Origin of the sequence: Flagellimonas meridianipacifica, from assembly GCF_003001695.1 — a bacterium.
GTDB classification, from domain to species: domain Bacteria; phylum Bacteroidota; class Bacteroidia; order Flavobacteriales; family Flavobacteriaceae; genus Flagellimonas; species Flagellimonas meridianipacifica.
In genome coordinates this window covers 939249-957032 of the sequence record NZ_PVYX01000002.1, presented here as the reverse complement: position 1 = coordinate 957032, position 17784 = coordinate 939249, and the positions used below count along the sequence as shown (strand labels likewise).

The 17784-nt window shown below is 39.9% G+C and carries 17 protein-coding genes; 14 read left to right on the top strand and 3 right to left on the bottom strand.

Features of this window, described 5'->3' with window-relative positions; translation table 11 throughout:
* Window positions 1–143: 143 nt before the first annotated feature.
* The 3 genes from clpB (at window position 144) to CLV81_RS14420 (ending at window position 4005) form a co-directional block, all read left to right on the top strand.
* Window positions 144–2747 carry an ATP-dependent chaperone ClpB gene (gene clpB, locus CLV81_RS14430; protein WP_106147583.1) on the top strand — a complete coding sequence of 868 codons (2604 nt, stop codon included), beginning with the start codon at window positions 144–146 and terminating at the stop codon, window positions 2745–2747.
* A gap of 122 nt (window positions 2748–2869) precedes the next feature.
* Window positions 2870–3466, top strand: coding sequence for a TetR/AcrR family transcriptional regulator (locus CLV81_RS14425; protein ID WP_106145796.1), 597 nt, complete (start codon window positions 2870–2872; stop codon window positions 3464–3466).
* Between the two features lie 11 nt (window positions 3467–3477).
* Window positions 3478–4005, top strand: coding sequence for a SixA phosphatase family protein (locus CLV81_RS14420; RefSeq protein WP_106145795.1), 528 nt, complete (start codon window positions 3478–3480; stop codon window positions 4003–4005).
* Here CLV81_RS14420 and CLV81_RS14415 read toward each other — a convergent pair.
* Window positions 4002–4745: a DUF6503 family protein gene (locus CLV81_RS14415; RefSeq protein ID WP_106145794.1), complete on the bottom strand. Its 744-nt coding sequence runs from the start codon at window positions 4743–4745 to the stop codon at window positions 4002–4004. The two genes, CLV81_RS14420 and CLV81_RS14415, sit on opposite strands and share 4 nt — an antisense overlap.
* A gap of 81 nt (window positions 4746–4826) precedes the next feature.
* On the opposite strand from CLV81_RS14415, the gene smpB reads away from it, so the two are divergent.
* Window positions 4827–5288 (top strand): SsrA-binding protein SmpB, encoded by a 462-nt coding sequence (gene smpB / locus CLV81_RS14410; RefSeq protein WP_106145793.1) that lies wholly within the window; start codon window positions 4827–4829, stop codon window positions 5286–5288.
* Here smpB and CLV81_RS14405 read toward each other — a convergent pair.
* A complete protein-coding gene (locus tag CLV81_RS14405; protein WP_106145792.1) occupies window positions 5285–5926 on the bottom strand; it encodes a protein-L-isoaspartate(D-aspartate) O-methyltransferase in 642 nt (213 codons plus the stop codon). The two genes, smpB and CLV81_RS14405, sit on opposite strands and share 4 nt — an antisense overlap.
* Window positions 5927–6040: 114 nt before the next feature.
* On the opposite strand from CLV81_RS14405, the gene CLV81_RS14400 reads away from it, so the two are divergent.
* From CLV81_RS14400 to CLV81_RS14355, 10 genes are all read left to right on the top strand, one after another.
* Window positions 6041–7006: a Gfo/Idh/MocA family protein gene (locus CLV81_RS14400; RefSeq protein ID WP_106145791.1), complete on the top strand. Its 966-nt coding sequence runs from the start codon at window positions 6041–6043 to the stop codon at window positions 7004–7006.
* A gap of 7 nt (window positions 7007–7013) precedes the next feature.
* The gene (locus CLV81_RS14395) at window positions 7014–7901 is read left to right on the top strand and encodes a 3-hydroxybutyryl-CoA dehydrogenase (protein WP_106145790.1); all 888 of its coding nucleotides are present in this window, start codon (window positions 7014–7016) and stop codon (window positions 7899–7901) included.
* A gap of 6 nt (window positions 7902–7907) precedes the next feature.
* Window positions 7908–9143 (top strand): DUF1015 domain-containing protein, encoded by a 1236-nt coding sequence (locus CLV81_RS14390; protein ID WP_106145789.1) that lies wholly within the window; start codon window positions 7908–7910, stop codon window positions 9141–9143.
* A 12-nt stretch (window positions 9144–9155) separates the two neighbouring features.
* Window positions 9156–9815: a YggS family pyridoxal phosphate-dependent enzyme gene (locus CLV81_RS14385; protein WP_106145788.1), complete on the top strand. Its 660-nt coding sequence runs from the start codon at window positions 9156–9158 to the stop codon at window positions 9813–9815.
* Window positions 9816–9832: 17 nt separating this feature from the next.
* Complete coding sequence (locus CLV81_RS14380) at window positions 9833–11149, top strand: exonuclease domain-containing protein (RefSeq protein WP_106145787.1); 1317 nt, start codon at window positions 9833–9835, stop codon at window positions 11147–11149.
* The gene (locus tag CLV81_RS14375; RefSeq protein ID WP_106145786.1) at window positions 11146–11973 is read left to right on the top strand and encodes an ion transporter; all 828 of its coding nucleotides are present in this window, start codon (window positions 11146–11148) and stop codon (window positions 11971–11973) included. Before CLV81_RS14380 ends, CLV81_RS14375 begins: the two co-directional genes overlap by 4 nt.
* The gene (miaA, locus tag CLV81_RS14370) at window positions 11970–12887 is read left to right on the top strand and encodes a tRNA (adenosine(37)-N6)-dimethylallyltransferase MiaA (RefSeq protein ID WP_106145785.1); all 918 of its coding nucleotides are present in this window, start codon (window positions 11970–11972) and stop codon (window positions 12885–12887) included. Before CLV81_RS14375 ends, miaA begins: the two co-directional genes overlap by 4 nt.
* Complete coding sequence (locus CLV81_RS14365; RefSeq protein ID WP_245912032.1) at window positions 12880–13380, top strand: gluconokinase; 501 nt, start codon at window positions 12880–12882, stop codon at window positions 13378–13380. The genes miaA and CLV81_RS14365 overlap by 8 nt, the downstream gene beginning before the upstream one ends.
* A 110-nt stretch (window positions 13381–13490) precedes the next feature.
* Window positions 13491–15548, top strand: a complete 2058-nt coding sequence (locus CLV81_RS14360) for a M13 family metallopeptidase (RefSeq protein WP_245912030.1) — start codon at window positions 13491–13493, stop codon at window positions 15546–15548.
* Window positions 15549–15685: 137 nt separating this feature from the next.
* Window positions 15686–17020, top strand: coding sequence for a GntP family permease (locus CLV81_RS14355; protein ID WP_106147577.1), 1335 nt, complete (start codon window positions 15686–15688; stop codon window positions 17018–17020).
* 47 nt (window positions 17021–17067) lie between these two features.
* Here CLV81_RS14355 and CLV81_RS14350 read toward each other — a convergent pair whose 3' ends face one another.
* Window positions 17068–17781, bottom strand: a complete 714-nt coding sequence (locus CLV81_RS14350) for a response regulator transcription factor (protein WP_106145784.1) — start codon at window positions 17779–17781, stop codon at window positions 17068–17070.
* Between the last annotated feature and the right edge of the window lie 3 nt (window positions 17782–17784).

Below are 17784 nucleotides of genomic sequence, written 5' to 3'. Positions count from 1 at the left end.
ATTATTTCTTTACTAGATAGGTCGGCTAGCTTTTCAAAGCTTACAATCTGCCGAAATGTCTTTTATTTTCAAGGGTTTAGCGACATTTTGTCGGTTTCATTGCCTTGGTAGGATTGTTGAAATCCAAAGACAAAAGATTGAAAATGAACTTTAACAATTTTACGATAAAATCACAAGAAGCCATACAACAAGCGCAACAAATTGCGCAAGGATATGGGCATCAGCAGATAGAAAATGAACATTTGTTCAAAGCTATCATGGAAGTGGACCAAAATGTATTGCCGTTCATTTTGAAGAAATTGAATGTCAACACCAACTTGGTAGAACAAATTTTAGATAAAGAAATGGAAAGCCTTCCCAAAGTTTCGGGAGGCGATATCATGCTTTCGCGAGAAGCTGGTAAAACACTTACAGAGGCCAGTGCCATAGCCAAGAAAATGGGGGACGAATATGTTTCCATTGAGCATTTGCTTTTGGCCATCTTCAAATCCAAAAGTAAGTCGGCCCAAATGCTGAAAGACCAGGGAGCTACAGAAAAGGATTTGAACGCTGCCATTCAAGAACTTCGAAAAGGAGGAAAAGTTACTTCACAAAGTGCAGAGGACACCTATAACTCTTTGGACAAGTATGCCAGAAATTTGAATCAATTGGCGGATGATGGAAAATTGGACCCCGTGATTGGAAGGGATGAAGAAATACGACGTGTTTTGCAAATACTCTCCCGTAGGACGAAAAACAATCCTATGCTCGTAGGTGAGCCTGGGGTTGGTAAAACAGCAATTGCAGAAGGTCTCGCCCATAGAATCGTACAAGGTGATGTTCCTGAAAACCTAAAGGACAAAATTATTTATTCCTTGGACATGGGTGCTTTGATTGCCGGGGCCAAATACAAGGGCGAGTTTGAGGAACGCCTGAAATCCGTCATCAAGGAAGTAACCACTTCTGATGGGGATATTGTACTCTTCATTGATGAAATCCACACTTTGGTGGGTGCTGGTGGTGGACAAGGTGCCATGGATGCAGCCAATATTTTAAAACCTGCTCTGGCAAGGGGAGAACTTCGTGCCATAGGAGCCACTACCTTGGATGAATACCAGAAGTATTTTGAAAAGGACAAAGCTTTGGAGCGTCGTTTTCAAAAGGTAATCGTTGATGAACCGGACACGGAAAGTGCCATTTCCATTTTGAGGGGTATTAAAGAGAAGTACGAAGCCCACCATAAGGTGCGCATCAAAGATGAGGCGGTGATTTCAGCGGTAGAACTATCCCAGCGCTATATTACGAACAGATTTTTACCTGATAAGGCAATTGACTTAATGGATGAGGCTGCTTCCAAACTTAGAATGGAAATCAACTCAAAACCTGAGGAACTGGACGTCCTAGACCGAAGAATCATGCAATTGGAGATTGAGATTGAGGCCATTAAACGAGAAGATGATTCTGCCAAATTACAGAGCCTCAATCTGGAGTTGGCTAATTTCAAGGAAGAACGGAACGAGATATTTGCGCAATGGGAGAGTGAAAAAAGTGTGGTGGACAATATCCAAAAGACCAAACAGGACATTGAAAACTACAAATTGGAAGCGGAGCGCGCGGAACGAAATGGGGATTATGGCAAAGTAGCGGAACTGCGTTATGGAAAAATCAAGGAATCCCAAGAAAAACTGGAAAGTCTGCAAGAAGAGTTGGCAAACCAACAAAGTGCCGGTACCCTTATCAAAGAAGAGGTGACCAATGAAGATATTGCCGAAGTTGTGGCAAAATGGACCGGTATTCCCGTAACCAAGATGTTGCAAAGTGAGCGTGAAAAGCTATTGAATCTGGAAAGTGTACTGCACAAACGTGTAGTTGGCCAAGAAGAGGCCATAGAGGCTGTCTCGGATGCTATTCGAAGAAGTCGAGCAGGACTTCAGGACGAGAAAAAGCCGATAGGTTCCTTCTTGTTCTTGGGAACTACAGGAGTAGGAAAAACCGAGTTAGCAAAAACTTTGGCGGCTTATCTTTTTGATGATGAAAATGCCATGACACGGATTGATATGAGCGAATACCAAGAACGTCACTCAGTGAGCAGATTGGTTGGTGCACCTCCAGGATATGTGGGTTACGATGAAGGTGGCCAGCTTACAGAGGCGGTAAGGAGAAAGCCCTACTCCGTTGTGCTATTGGACGAAATTGAAAAAGCCCATCCGGATACTTTCAACATACTTTTACAGGTGCTGGATGAAGGAAGGTTGACGGATAATAAAGGTCGTGTTGCAGATTTTAAGAATGCTATCATCATCATGACCAGTAACATGGGAAGTCATATAATCCAAGAGAAATTTGAAGATGTTGGCGACAATTTGGAAAGTGCGACTGAGGCGGCCCGCGTAGAAGTTATGGGACTGTTGCGAAAAACAATTCGTCCCGAGTTCCTAAACAGGATTGACGATATCATTATGTTCACACCTTTGAGCAAGTCAAACATTAAGGAAATTGTTGGGCTACAGTTGGACCACTTGAAAAGATTGGTATCTAAGCAAAATATAACTTTAGATGCAACAGAAGAAGCCATAGACTATTTGGCACGAAAAGGGTATGACCCGCAGTTTGGTGCAAGGCCAGTTAAACGGTTGATTCAAAAAGAGGTTCTTAACAATCTGTCAAAGGAGATTTTAGCTGGAAGAATAACAACAGATAGTATTGTCCTTCTGGATTCTTTTGATGACAAATTGGTTTTCAGAAATCAGAACGAACTGGTAGAATAATTCCTAATTAAACATGGTCTAATGCCCTTATTTTGTTAAAAGTAAGGGCATTTTTCATTTAAAATACCATACAGTATATGTTTTTTATATCTTCGCTTACACCTTACCAAGCCTGAACCAAAATGTCCAAAAAAGCAGAAAGAACCACCGCTTACATCATTGAGACCGTAGCACCCATATTCAATAAGTTTGGATACGTGGGAACGAGTATGAGTGATATTACCGAAGCTACAGGGCTTACCAAGGGTGCCATCTATGGTAATTTTGAGAATAAGGAAGCACTTGCGCTATCCGCTTTTCAATACAACCAAAAACAATTGCTGGCCGTTGTGGATGAGAAACTCAATGTGGAAGGAGATTCTTTGGACAAAATATTTTCTTTAATTCGTTTTTATAGACAATACGATGTTTTCACACTTCCTTTTGGAGGATGTCCCATTCTGAATGTAGGAGTGGACGCCCAAAACAACAACAGACTTTTGGCGGCGGCTGTAAAAGAAACTATCAATGAAATAGAAGGAAAAATAGCTTTGGTTCTTGAAAATGGAGTTAAGGCCAATGAAATTAGAATCCCCGTTCCCCCATTGCAATTTGCCAAACAACTGTTTACTATGCTTCAAGGCGCCATCTCCATGGCTACCATGACCCGGGATAGAAAATATCTAGTAAACACCATTGCTTATTTAGAGCATCTTGTTCAAAAAGAAATAAAAAACTAAGGGAATAAAAGATGATAATAAAACCAATAAAGAACCACCTACTATTTTTAGCATTTGCATTTTTATTTACCGCTACAAGCTGCAAGGATGAACCTGAAGAGCCCATAATATCAACCTTTTATCTTATCCGTCATGCAGAAAAAGATAGGACGAATCCTGAAAACACAGACCCAGAACTTAATCAAGACGGACTGAACCGAGCACTTAAGTGGGCAGAAGTTTTCGACCCCGTAGAGTTGGATGCCATATATTCCACCAATTATGAAAGAACTACCATGACCGCGGCTCCAGTATCTATAAAGAAAGAAATTGAAATCGAGTTTTACGACCCAGGTGCAGTGGACATTGATAGCTTCAAAGAGACACACAAAGGTCAGAATGTCTTAATAGTCGGACACAGCAACACTACTCCTGTATTTGTCAATCAGCTGCTGGGAGAAGACAAGTATCCACAAATGGAAGACGATGACAATAGCAGCCTTTTCATCGTCAGGTACATTAACGATGGCACAACTGATTTTGTCTTAAAAATGGATTAATTCTCCAGCACTTGAATTTCTTCCAATTCTATTTTGGATAACAAATCCAAACTATCTTTTTCAAACAAATATCCTATTTCCATTAAACTAGCACCTTTTCCCTTAGGCTTATAATTGTTGTAGTCCACAAAACGGATGCCGTTAATGTACCGCTCGTTATATGCTTCCCTAAACCGTTGACCTCCACCGTTCACGTGAAAATCATATGCAAGATAATCAGGCAGCATGGTTTCTTTGTTGAACCAGTACAAGTACGTGTCATCAAAGTCATCGCCTCCCCCAGCTTGATCAAAGGTGACCTTTACTTTGTAATAAGAAACTTCCTTGATAGTTTCTTCGCCCATGTATTCTTTGTTCACCGCTTTGTCATTTAATCCAAAGGGGAGTTTTGAAAAATAGTGTACAGAGTTCACAGAATTGGCATACCTGGTTTTTAAGGAATCGGGCAAAGGAATCAAACTATCATTGATAAACCTTTCGAAATCGGTATTGGATTTTTTGTCGGCAATCATATTGGAATCCAAAAATGTGTAGCGTTCGAGCATCTTTTGGCCATTTACATAGTAAGAAGTATACTTCCGATTTCTAAAATAGAATGAGACTTTATGGTCTTTAAAAGACTCACCGCCACTTTTTACTATGGAGCTATCAATAATGGATTGCGCATCAGGTGTCTTTTGCACTTCATTTTTGCAGGATACAATAAGAAGCAACATAAGTGGAATAAGTCGTAGTTTCATGAAGTTTTGTTTTCTCAATAATCGTAAAAAGCTTCACAACATTACAATTTTCTACAATAAGAGTTTATATTTTTGCGCACCATGCAGAAGAATATCAACATAAAGAACAAGAGAGCTCGTTTTGATTTTGAGCTACTGGATACATATACTGCTGGAATTGTGCTATCCGGAACTGAAATAAAATCAATCCGTTTAGGCAAGGCTTCCTTGTCCCAAAGTTTCTGTGAGTTCAATGAAAAAGGAGAGCTTTTTGTAATCAACATGCAAGTTGATGAGTATAGCCATGGCAGCTATTATAATCACAAACCTAAAGCGGAACGTAAGTTATTGCTTAACAAACAGGAGCTGAAAAAATTAAGAAAAGAAGTTACCACCTCTGGACTGACCATAGTTCCCTTGAATCTCTTCATAAATGATAGAGGGTTGGCCAAAATGAACATTGCATTGGCCAAGGGGAAAAAACTCTATGATAAAAGAGAGAACATTAAGGATAGAGACAACAAAAGAAATCTGTCTCGCATCAAGAAAAACTTCAACAACTAGTTCTTATCCTCCAAAAGGGGGACAAACTTGAAAAGACCCAATTCCTCCTTTTCAAACTCCTTTTCCGATTTTCGAGTGTAGCGCGTCATAATCTGTTCATCGGTACCTACAGGTATGACCAACCTACCCCCCACTTTTAATTGGGACAACAAAGGTTTAGGGACAAAAGGAGCTCCTGCAGTTACTATAATACCGTCAAATGGCGCATCAGATGGAAGTCCTTTATAACCATCTCCAAAGATGATTTTTTTAGGTCGGTACCCCATTTTTTCAAAGAAAAGTTTAGTTTTTTTGAATAGTTCTTGCTGTCGCTCTATGGTAAATACTTTGGCCTTAAGTTCCAAGAGAATGGCAGTCTGGTAACCACTTCCAGTTCCTATTTCCAGAATGGAATCATTCGGTTTTACCTCTAGTAATTCTGTTTGAAAGGCAACCGTGTATGGTTGGGATATGGTTTGACTTGCTCCGATAGGGAAAGCCTTATCTTGATACGCATGTTCCTCAAAACTACTATCTAAAAAAAGATGGCGTGGTACTTTTCGAATGGCCTTCAATACGTTTTTGTCCTGTATGCCCTTCTTGGCAATTACCTGTGCCAACTTGTTGCGCATTCCGCTATGCTTCAATGTATCCTTCATGGTCCTGGTCTGGTGTTCGAATTTAAAAAGTTCCCTTGAATTTTACATCCAGGGTTCCGTTTTATTTTATGCCAACTGATTACAGAATCGTATTTTTGAAAAAAATCAGAAAACATGTTAAAAGTTGGTGTCCTAGGCGCAGGACATTTGGGAAAAATCCATCTTAGACTCTTAAATGAATCCGAAAAATATGAACTGATAGGATTTTATGACCCCGATGAAATCAATGCCAAAAAAGTAGCTCAAGAATTTGGATACACCTACTTCGAAAACATGAACATCTTAATGGATTCAGTTGATGTGGTGGACATTGTAACTCCTACCCTATCCCATTTTGAATGTGCGAAAAAAGCGATTGAAAAAGGAAAACATATCTTCATAGAAAAACCTATAACCAATACCTTGGAAGAAGCAGAGGCACTACTAGAATTAGTTACCAAACATGGAGTAAAAGGACAAGTAGGACACGTAGAGCGCTTTAATCCAGCTTTTATTTCGGTCAAAGAAAAGGTTGAAAACCCAATGTTTATTGAGACGCATCGTTTGGCTGAATTCAACCCGAGAGGAACCGATGTGCCGGTAGTCTTGGATTTGATGATTCATGATATCGATGTCATATTGAGTGTTGTCAACTCCCCAGTCAAACAAATCAATGCAAGCGGTGTTTCGGTAATCAGTAGTTCACCGGATATTGCCAATGCAAGAATTGAGTTTGAAAATGGATGCGTCGCCAACCTCACTTCCAGTAGGATTTCATTGAAGAATATGAGAAAATCCCGCTTCTTTCAAAAGGATGCCTATATCTCTGTAGATTTTCTAGAGAAAAAAGTAGAAGTGGTAAAAATGAAGGACGCTCCTGAAAACCCTGGGGATTTTGATATGATTCTTCAAAACGCAGAAGGCGTACGCAAGCAAATCTATTTTGAGAATCCCGACATTCATGCAAACAATGCTATCTTGGATGAATTGGAGACTTATGCGGATGCTATCAATAATAATACTACCCCCATAGTCAGTTTGGAACAAGGAACCAATGCGCTTAGGGTGGCCCTTCAAATTATAGAATCGTTTAAACAATAGAGATAGAATGAATACAATTGCTGTCATTGGTGCAGGCACTATGGGCAATGGAATTGCCCATGTTTTTGCTCAAAGTGGTTATCAGGTGAATTTGGTGGATATATCGGAAACCTCCTTAGAAAAAGGATTGGCTACCATTTCGAAAAACTTGGATAGGTTGTTGGCCAAAGAAAAGATTTCAGCAGACCAAAAATCCGAAACCCTTGGCCGTATTTCCACCTATACTGAGCTGAAAAAAGGAGTTGCCAATACGGATTTGGTTGTAGAAGCAGCGACCGAAAATCTAACCATAAAACTTAAAATATTTGAAGATTTAGATAAGCTGTGTGATGCCAATACCATCTTGGCCACCAACACCTCTTCCATCTCAATAACACAAATTGCTGCGGTGACCCAGAGACCTGACAAGGTAATCGGCATGCACTTTATGAATCCTGTACCCATAATGAAGTTGGTTGAAATCATTCGAGGCTATAGTACTTCGGATGAGGTGACCCATACCATTATGGAGCTATCCGAAAAACTGAGCAAAACCCCCACCGAGGTAAACGATTATCCTGGATTTGTGGCTAACCGAATCCTAATGCCCATGATAAATGAGGCCATTGAAACCCTTTATAACGGTGTAGCTGGGGTACAGGAAATTGATACCGTTATGAAATTGGGAATGGCACACCCTATGGGACCACTTCAGTTGGCAGATTTTATTGGACTGGATGTTTGCCTTTCTATTCTCAACGTGATGTACGATGGTTTCAAAAACCCAAAATACGCACCTTGCCCGCTGTTGGTCAATATGGTAATGGCAGGGAAGTTGGGTGTAAAGTCTGGGGAAGGGTTCTATGATTATTCCGAATCCAGAAAAGCGGAAAAAGTATCATCACAATTCAACTAAGCACCCGTGGCCCTTATTAAACCGTTTAAGGCCATACGACCTGCAAAAGACAAAGCACCTTTTGTGGTCTCCCGTTCGTATGAAAAATATGCAAAAAAGGAATTGCGCTCTATTTTGGAGTACAACCCATTCTCTTTTCTGCATATCATAAACCCTGGTTTTAAATTCCATAAAACCATTTCGGGTAAAGAACGCTTTAAGTTGGTCCACAACCGGTACATGGAATTTTTAGAGGAAGATATCTTCGAAAAAGATAAGGAAGCGAGTTTTTACTTGTATCAGACTGGAAAGGGAGACTTTCAAAGTCTTGGATTTTTCTGTACTTGTAGCCTTCAGGATTATGCTGAGGATATCATAAAAAAACATGAAGATACTATACAACGCAGGGAAAAGCTTTTTGCTGATTATCTTCATACCGTTGGTTTCAATGCAGAACCTGTATTGATAACCTATAAGGACAATCCACGTATTGATCAAGTGTTGCAATCTGAACTGGAAAAAACACCAGAATATGATTTTACCACTACGGACAAAATACGACATCGGCTCTGGAAAATTTCAGATGAAGAAACACTTAAGGAGCTTATGCAAACATTTAAGGAAATGGATGCACTTTACATTGCAGATGGGCACCACCGCAGTGCGTCTTCACATTTGTTGGCCAAACGTAGAACAAAAGAGAACAAATTCCATACTGGCTCCGAAGCCTATAATTATTTTATGGCATATTTAATTCCAGAATCGCAGATAAAGATTTATGAATTCAATCGTGTGGTACGAGATTTAAATGGCTATTCCATTGAGGAGTTTTTGATTAAACTGGATGAATTCTTCCGAATTGAAAAAAAAGAGGACGGGCTTTACAAGCCCACAAAAAAACATCATTTTAGTATGTACTTGGGGGGTGAGTTTTATTCACTCTACTTGCGAAACACTAAGTATACCTTTACGGATGCGCTGAGCAAATTGGATACGCAAATCCTGTTCAAAACCATTTTGGAGCCCATTTTGGGAATTCACGACTTGCGAAATGACAAGCGCATTTCTTACGGCTACGGCAAGCATAACATCATCAAAATGAAGGATAGTATTGACAAGGGAGACTTCAAAGTAGGTTTTAGTCTGGTACCTATCACAATGGATGAGATAAAGGCCATTGCCGATGCAGGATTGGTAATGCCTCCAAAGAGCACCTATATTGAACCAAAACTACGAAGTGGCATGGCCATTTACGAGCTATAAATTGTTCTACAGATGAGCATTACAGAGAATTTGAACCAAATAAAGGCCACACTTCCATCTCATGTAATATTGGTGGCTGTATCCAAGACCAAACCCAATGAAGACATTCTCGAGGCCTATGGAACGGGCCATCGGGTTTTTGGTGAAAACAAAATTCAGGATATGACCCAGAAGTGGGAACAGCTTCCCAAAGACATTGAATGGCACATGATAGGACATGTTCAAAGAAACAAAGTCAAGTATATGGCGGAATATGTTTCCATGATACATGGCGTGGATAGTCTACGTTTACTATCAGAGATAAACAAACAAGCCAAAAAACACAATCGTACCATTTCATGTCTTTTTCAAATGCATATTGCCCAAGAAGAGACCAAATTTGGTCTGGATATTGAAGAATTGAAAGAAATAATAGCATCCGATACATTTAAATCCCTTGAGAACGTGAAAATTGAAGGATTAATGGGAATGGCAACATTTACAGAGGATAAAGCTCAGATTCGCCAAGAATTTGTTCTTTTAAAATCAATGTATGATTCACTTAAGACAGATTTACCAGAAATGGATATTCTATCTATGGGTATGAGCGGAGACTATGATATCGCCATTGAAGAAGGAAGCAATATGGTACGTATTGGAAGTAGTATCTTTGGAGCCAGAAATTACCACTAGTAATCAACACCAATTCTATGTACGCCATTCTCGACATTGAAAGTACCGGAGGTCAATACAACGAGGAAGGTATAATGGAAATAGCCATTTACAGATTTGACGGTCATGAAATTGTAGACCGATTTATGAGTTTGGTTAATCCAGAAAGGGAAATACAACCTTTTGTATCAAAGCTTACCGGAATCAATAACAAAATGTTGCGAACGGCTCCTAAATTCCATGAATTGGCCAAACGAATCGTGGAAATTACGGAAGGTGCTGTAATCGTAGCTCACAACGCTCAATTTGATTATCGTATTCTACGTACTGAATTTAGGCGATTAGGGTACGATTATCAAAGGAAGACCCTATGTACGGTAGACCTGTCCAAAAAACTACTTCCCGATGCTGAATCCCATAGTCTGGGCAAACTGGTTCGTTCTTTGGGAATACCCATGAGTGACCGCCACAGAGCCAATGGAGACGCACTTGCTACAGTCAAGCTATTTAAATTGTTGTTGGCAAAAGATTCAGATAAGACTATTATTCAAGAGGTAATGCGCGATGCCGAGCATGGTGAGTTATCTGAAAATCAATTACAAATAGTCTCCAATCTACCTTCCAAGACTGGTGTGTATTATATGCATGATAAGGATGGCCATATCATTTTTTTAGGAAAGACAAAAGATATTCAAAAAAGGGTCAACCAGCACTTTACCAACGTTGGCCAGTTGGCCAGAAGGCTCCAAAAAGAAACGAAGAAAGTTTCCTTTGAATTAACTGGCAGCGAACTTATAGCCATATTAAAAGAATACCAAGAAGTAAAACGCACCAGACCCAGACACAATCATGTTACGAAAAAGAAACTGTATTCCCACGTTATCAACTTTTCATCCAACGGAACCGCCGAGATAGAACTTGAAATTGTGAAACGTTCGTATCGAATACCGAAAAGTATCGGATTCAATGGGATTTCTTCTGCAAAAAGCTTTATCAAAAAAATGTCGCTTGAACATGAACTGGAAGCTTTAAAAGAGATTTCCCTAAATGGTGAGGATATTCAAAATGAAAATCAAAAATGGGAGGTGATTTTTGAAAAATATAGCTTGTTTTCCAAAAACATAGCCCTTTTTGACAAGGGTAGAGAAGTTGGTGAAAGTAGTTTTATACTTATCAAAGATGGTCATTTAAAGGGATATGGTTATGCCGAACTCAACCATCAAATGAATAATATTCATATATTAGAATCGCTATTGACCCCAATGAGAAGCGATGAGAATACGACTTTTATAATTGAATCGTATTTAAGAAAAAAGCACAGACTCAAAATTTTAGAGTTAACCCCTGCCCTTTGAAAGCGCAAAAAAAACATTCTGGTTGGAAAAATTCCCTTCATGAAGTCATTTATGAAGCGGACACCCCTCTCGGGAAACTCTTCGATATTGTATTGGTTATCCTTATCGTGTTGAGTGTTATACTCGTAATGCTGGAAAGTGTCAAGGAGGTAGACGTAAAGTACCATCAAATTTTATTCACATTGGAATGGGTAGTCACGGTCTTTTTCTCTTTTGAATACATTGCCCGGATAATCAGTATTAAAAAACCTTGGAAGTATATTTTCAGTTTTTATGGTATTATCGATTTTTTGTCCACTATACCCCTCTATCTTTCATACTTGTTGGCAGGTTCCCAAGTACTTCTAGCTTTAAGGGCATTTCGTTTACTCCGTATTTTCAGGATTCTGAAATTGGTAAAATTTTTGGGAGAAGCGTCGCAATTACGAGATGCTTTGAGAGCAAGTAGAACGAAAATCATGGTATTTATCTATGTGGTCATTATACTCTCCATTATAATGGGTACCCTAATGTATCTGATAGAAGGAAACGATGCAGGATTTACCAGTATTCCCCGAAGCATTTATTGGACCATTGTAACCCTCACCACTGTAGGGTATGGAGATATTGCGCCCCAAACCAATCTTGGACAGTTCATGGCAACGGTTATCATGATCATGGGTTATGGCATCATAGCTGTTCCTACTGGTATTGTAACGGTCGAGTTTAACAAACGTAGGGAAAAGCAATGGGTGCATACCAACACACAGTGTTGTCCGAGCTGTTCTGCCGAAGGACATAGGGATGATGCTAAGTATTGCTACAATTGCGGAGAACTACTATGAAATCCAAAAAATTGATTGTTGTGGTTGGTCCTACTGCAATTGGAAAGACCAAATTGGCCATTGCCCTTGCCGAATATTTCAAAACCCAAATCATATCTTCGGATTCTAGGCAGTTTTTCAAAGAGATGAGAATTGGCACAGCGGTACCCTCGGAAGAGGAGCTTGCATCGGTACCCCATCATTTCATTCAACACACCAGCATTGAACAATCTTACTCCGTTGGGGATTTTGAAAAAGATGCTATCAATCTATTGGAAGAGCTATATAAAGACAATGATTATGTAATAATGGTGGGCGGAAGCGGTTTGTACACAGATGCGGTCATCCATGGATTGGACACATTCCCAGAAGTACCTCCTAACATAAGGAAAGAACTCAATACAACCCTTGAACAAAATGGTATTGAAAGTCTTCAAAAGGAACTTTTTGAAAAAGACCCAGTGTATTATCAGAAAGTAGATTTAATGAATCCACACCGTGTAATAAGGGCTTTGGAAGTCATTCGCCATTCAGGCAAACCTTTTTCCTCATTTTTGAGAAAAGATGCTGAAAAACGTTCGTTTGATGCAGTATATGTTGGCATCACTGCCGAAAGGGAAATCATTTACGAGAGAATCAATTTGCGAGTGGATGAGATGATAAAACATGGTTTGTTGGAAGAAGCCAAATCCTTATATAATCATCGGAAATTAAATGCATTGCAAACGGTTGGATATAAGGAACTTTTTCGATTTCTAGATGAGGAAATAACCTTGGACTTTGCCATTTCAGAAATCAAAAAAAATACCCGGAGATTTGCAAAAAGACAACTGACTTGGTTACGAAAGAACCCCGATATCCTGTGGGTCCCGTACGATGCGGACTTTAAGGAAATTGTTTCTCAGATCAATTCAAAAATTGACGGCCATGGTTGAAAGAAAACAAATGGTTTTTATCATTATGGGTGTTTCAGGGACCGGGAAGAGCACCATTGGAAAATTGTTATCCCTAAAATTGAACATCCCCTTTTTTGATGGTGATGATTTCCATCCGGAGGCTAATATCAAAAAAATGGCTTCCGGTAAACCCTTGGACGATGAGGACCGATATGATTGGCTCGTTGCGCTAAATCAACTCGCACAAGAACATAAATCCAGAGGAGCCGTTATTGCCTGTTCAGCCTTAAAATCATCATACAGAGAAATTCTAAAGAACGATATGGGGTCTTCCCTCAAATTTGTCTATTTAGAAGGATCTTTTGAGCTAGTGAAATCCCGTTTAGAAAAGAGAAAGGCACATTTTATGCCCATTGATTTACTTAAATCCCAGTTTGAAACCTTGGAACCACCTACAGACGCCATCAAAGTTTCCATTGCACTTTCTCCAGAAAAGATTGTCGAGTTTATTACGAATCCTGCCGAATCCTAAATAAGTTTTAACACTTCTTCACTTTCTTTTGGGGTATCTTGTGAAAATTTACATCGTTTTCGTAACGAAAACCTCTTGTTACCGTCTAATGGTAAGACTAATTTAATTTAATGCTTAAAATGAAAAAACTATGCTTTTTTACAGCTACAATGCTTGCTTTTGTCAGTTGTAAACAGGAATCAAAAGAGACCGCCCAGGTCGAAAAAATACCGGGTATTGTTCTTGAAAACATGGACACTACGGTAAGTCCAAAAGAAGACTTCTATAACTATGTAAATGGAAGTTGGATGAAAAATACCGAGATTCCAGAAGACCGAACCCGTTGGGGTGGTTTTTCCGTACTCCGCAAATCCACAGATGCGGATGTGCTTCAAATTTTGGCCGATGCCAAAGAAAGTGGAAAATATGACGCCACTACAGACCAAGCCAAAGCTTTGGCCATTTTTGACACCAAATTGGACTCGGCTGCCCGTGATGCAGCTGGAATTACCCCTCTACAACCCGCATTGGATGCCATTGAAGGAATCCAGAATTTAAATGATTTACAAACCGTACTTGCTACCAACCCCTCGGTAAGCTCACCTTTTTTCGGTATAAGTGTGTTTCCTGATTTAAATAACAGCAAAATGAACGCCGTGTATATGGGTCCTTCCGGTTTGGGTCTGCCGGATAGAGATTACTATTTGGATGATGATGATAAATCAAAAGAAATCCGGGAAGAGTACAAAAAGCATATAGTACGGATGTTACAGATGATTGGGGACAGTGAAGAATCTGCCACCGCGGCCTCAGAAAAAATATTGGAATTGGAAACGCAATTGGCGAAACCCCGATTGACCAAAGTTGAGCGAAGAGATGCCAGAAACTTGAATAATCCAAAGACTATTAGCGAAGCTGATGAGATGTTGAGCAATATTGATGTAAAGAAGATGATAAAGGATTTAGGTGCTACCAAGCCTTTTGACACGCTATTTGTTACTCAATTGGATTATACAAAAGCATTGAATAGCTTTTTAAAGGATACTCCCATTGAAGACCTTAAAACACTGATGAGATGGGACACTTTTAATAGTGCAGCAGGTAGGCTTTCTTCCGAGATAGAAACTGCCAATTGGGAGTTTTATAGCAAATACCTGAGAGGAGCGGAAAAGCAGAGACCTTCAGATGAAAGGGCTTTGGCCACTGTAAATCGTTCAGTAGGCGAAGCGTTGGGTCAATTATATGTGGATGCCAAGTTCCCTCCAGAAGCGAAAGCTAAGGCCGAAAAGATGATTGCCAACATCATTGAAGCCTACAAAGCCAGAATCCAAAAATTGGACTGGATGGGCGATTCTACCAAGCTAAAGGCTATTGAAAAGTTAAACAAGTTTACGGTCAAAATCGCATATCCAGATAAGTGGGAAGACTATTCTGCTATGGATGTGTCTTCTGACAAGACTTATTTTGATAATATGGCTGCCGTAGACAAGTGGCAGCAGGACGATAACTTCTCTGATATTGGGGAGCCTGTTGATAAAAGTGCTTGGGGCATGTCACCACAGACAGTAAATGCATATTTCAATCCTCTGAATAATGAAATTGTGTTCCCAGCAGCTATTTTGCAACCTCCTTTCTACAACTATACTGCGGATGAAGCGGTGAACTATGGTGGAATTGGAGCAGTAATTGGACATGAGATTTCACACGCTTTTGATGATAGTGGTTCTCGTTTTGATTCAGATGGTAACTTGAAGAACTGGTGGACTGAGGAAGATTTGGCTGCTTTTACAGAAAGAGGCGGTTCATTGGCTGCACAATATGACAAAGTTGAAGTATTGCCCGAAGTTTTCGTAAACGGTAAGTTCACCTTGGGTGAAAACATTGGTGACCTCGGTGGGGTTCTAGGAGCTTATGATGGTTTACAAAGACATTTTGCCGAAAACGGTCGTCCGGAGAATATAGATGGATTTACACCAGAACAACGTTTCTTTATGTCTTGGGCAACGGTTTGGAGAACCAAAATAAGGGATGAAGCTTTACGTACCCAGATAAAGACGGACCCTCACTCCCCAGGTCAAATAAGGGCAATTCAACCTTTATTGAACGTTCAAGAATTCTATGATGCTTTTGACATTGTTGAAGGAGATAAAATGTATTTAGCACCAGAAGAGAGAGTACAAATCTGGTAATTCGGTTTTTAACCTAAATAGATTAAAGGGCAAACCGTATGGTTTGCCCTTCTCTTTCCAAAAACTCCAACCCTCATTCTTTTCGCTATATTTGGAGGCATTGCGTACAGAAAAAAAATACCTTCAAACCAATTAATATGACCACTACCCTAGTTATCGCAGTGATTTCAGGAATTGCCCTATTACTTTTTCTAATTCTAAGACTAAAAATCAACGCTTTCATTGCCTTGCTCATAGGTAGTATAACTGTTGGATTGATTGCCGGCTTGGATGCCAAAGAAATAATAGGGACCATTCAAAAAGGAATGGGAAATACATTGGGTTTTGTGGCCACCGTAGTAGGATTGGGAGCTATGTTTGGGGCCATTTTGGAGGAATCTGGTGGTGCTAAAACCATCGCTGATTTTATGATATCCAAGTTTGGATTAAAAAAAGCGCCGGCGGCCATGGTAGTATCTGGCTTCCTAATTGCCATTCCCGTATTTTTCGACGTAGCTTTCATCATCCTAGTGCCCATGATTTATGCACTACAACGTAAAACGGGTAAGTCTCTGTTATTGTATGCAATACCCTTATTGGCAGGTTTGGCCATTACCCATGCTTTTATTCCACCAACCCCTGGTCCTATTGCCGTAGCAGATATTGTTGGTGCCGATTTGGGATGGGTTATTTTGGTTGGCTTTCTAGCTGGAATTCCAACAGCCTTAATTGCTGGTTTGTGGTTTGGAAGACGAATCGCGGCCAGAATACACGTGGATGCCCCCGCCAAGGAAGAAACTCAAGAACTGCTGTCGCTTCCACCAATAGGGCAAACTTTATCAATAATTGCCCTGCCCATTTTTTTGATTCTTTTGAATACCATAACCGCGACCGGAGTATTTGGAATCCAATCGGAATGGCTGCTACAGGCAATTGCTTTGATTGGGCATCCGTTTGCCGCACTTATTATTGCCAACATTCTGGCTTGGTATGTTTTCGGTATTCGGAGAGGATTTTCCAAAAAACAATTATTTGACATTACCACAAAATCGCTTGCCCCAGCAGGGACCATTATATTGCTAACAGGAGCTGGAGGAGTTTTCAAACAGGTACTGACCGATACTGGAGCTGGGGAGCTGCTGGCCACTTCCCTCAGTGACGCAGGAATTCCCGTATTGGCTTTTGCATTCATTAGCGCTGCAATTGTACGAATTATACAAGGGTCTTCCACTGTAGCTATGATTACAGCTGCAGGATTGATTTCACCCTTACTGATTGGTGCCTCCCTTAAGCCCATAGAACTGGCCTGCATGGTTATTGCCATTGCTTCGGGTGCAAGTATTTTTTCCCATGTAAATGATAGCGGTTTTTGGTTGGTAGGTCAGTATTTGGGCATTTCCGAAAAGCAGACCTTTAAATCATGGACAGTTATGACCACTATTTTGGCATTTGTTGGAATCTTAACCGTGAGTTTAGTCTATGTTTTGGTATAAAAAAACCACCTAAAAGGTGGCTTTCTTATAAAACTATGTCAACTTTTCTATTGGTTTTCGGCCTTTATGACCAATCGGAAACCTTCCCCATGAATATTGAGAATTTCAACAACATCATCCCGCTTTAAGTACTTTCTTAATTTGGCAATATATACATCCATACTTCTGGAAGTAAAGTAGTTATCATCCCTCCAAATTTTGGTCAACGCCAATTCTCTTGGCATCAAATCATTTTCATGAAGGGCCAAAAGACGAAGCAATTCATTTTCTTTTGGAGATAATTTTATAGGCTCTTCTTCTTTATATTTAAGGAAACGAAGCTTGGAATTCAAATGGAAGTTTCCAATTTGAAATTCAAATTGTTTGCTGTCTGCCAAAGTACTGGAGGCTTTGCGTTGAAGTATTGCTTTTAGCTTCATCAAAAGCACTTCTGAGTCAAAAGGCTTGTTCAAATAATCATCAGCACCAGCTTTATAACCTTTTAAGACGTCCTCTTTCATGGTTTTCGCAGTGAGAAAAATAATCGGCACGTTCTCATTCTTCTCCCTGATTTCCCTAGCCAAAGTGAATCCATCTTTATAGGGCATCATAACGTCCAGGATACAGACATCATAATTGTCTTTCTTGAACTTCTCAAATCCTTCCATGCCATTTTTTGCCAATACCACGTCAAAATCATTCATGGAAAGATAATCCTTTAGCACAATACCGAAATTTGGATCGTCTTCGACCAATAATATTTTTTTGTTTTCTGTTTCCATAGT

What these genes read in the sequence shown, in the direction of transcription:
- clpB (WP_106147583.1), top strand. Translation starts at nt 144, where the DNA reads ATGAACTTTAACAATTTTACGATAAAATCACAAGAAGCCATACAACAA.
- CLV81_RS14425 (WP_106145796.1), top strand. Translation starts at nt 2,870, where the DNA reads ATGTCCAAAAAAGCAGAAAGAACCACCGCTTACATCATTGAGACCGTA.
- CLV81_RS14420 (WP_106145795.1), top strand. Translation starts at nt 3,478, where the DNA reads ATGATAATAAAACCAATAAAGAACCACCTACTATTTTTAGCATTTGCA.
- CLV81_RS14415 (WP_106145794.1), bottom strand. Translation starts at nt 4,745, where the DNA reads ATGAAACTACGACTTATTCCACTTATGTTGCTTCTTATTGTATCCTGC.
- smpB (WP_106145793.1), top strand. Translation starts at nt 4,827, where the DNA reads ATGCAGAAGAATATCAACATAAAGAACAAGAGAGCTCGTTTTGATTTT.
- CLV81_RS14405 (WP_106145792.1), bottom strand. Translation starts at nt 5,926, where the DNA reads ATGAAGGATACATTGAAGCATAGCGGAATGCGCAACAAGTTGGCACAG.
- CLV81_RS14400 (WP_106145791.1), top strand. Translation starts at nt 6,041, where the DNA reads ATGTTAAAAGTTGGTGTCCTAGGCGCAGGACATTTGGGAAAAATCCAT.
- CLV81_RS14395 (WP_106145790.1), top strand. Translation starts at nt 7,014, where the DNA reads ATGAATACAATTGCTGTCATTGGTGCAGGCACTATGGGCAATGGAATT.
- CLV81_RS14385 (WP_106145788.1), top strand. Translation starts at nt 9,156, where the DNA reads ATGAGCATTACAGAGAATTTGAACCAAATAAAGGCCACACTTCCATCT.
- CLV81_RS14380 (WP_106145787.1), top strand. Translation starts at nt 9,833, where the DNA reads ATGTACGCCATTCTCGACATTGAAAGTACCGGAGGTCAATACAACGAG.
- miaA (WP_106145785.1), top strand. Translation starts at nt 11,970, where the DNA reads ATGAAATCCAAAAAATTGATTGTTGTGGTTGGTCCTACTGCAATTGGA.
- CLV81_RS14365 (WP_245912032.1), top strand. Translation starts at nt 12,880, where the DNA reads ATGGTTGAAAGAAAACAAATGGTTTTTATCATTATGGGTGTTTCAGGG.
- CLV81_RS14360 (WP_245912030.1), top strand. Translation starts at nt 13,491, where the DNA reads ATGCTTAAAATGAAAAAACTATGCTTTTTTACAGCTACAATGCTTGCT.
- CLV81_RS14355 (WP_106147577.1), top strand. Translation starts at nt 15,686, where the DNA reads ATGACCACTACCCTAGTTATCGCAGTGATTTCAGGAATTGCCCTATTA.
- CLV81_RS14350 (WP_106145784.1), bottom strand. Translation starts at nt 17,781, where the DNA reads ATGGAAACAGAAAACAAAAAAATATTATTGGTCGAAGACGATCCAAAT.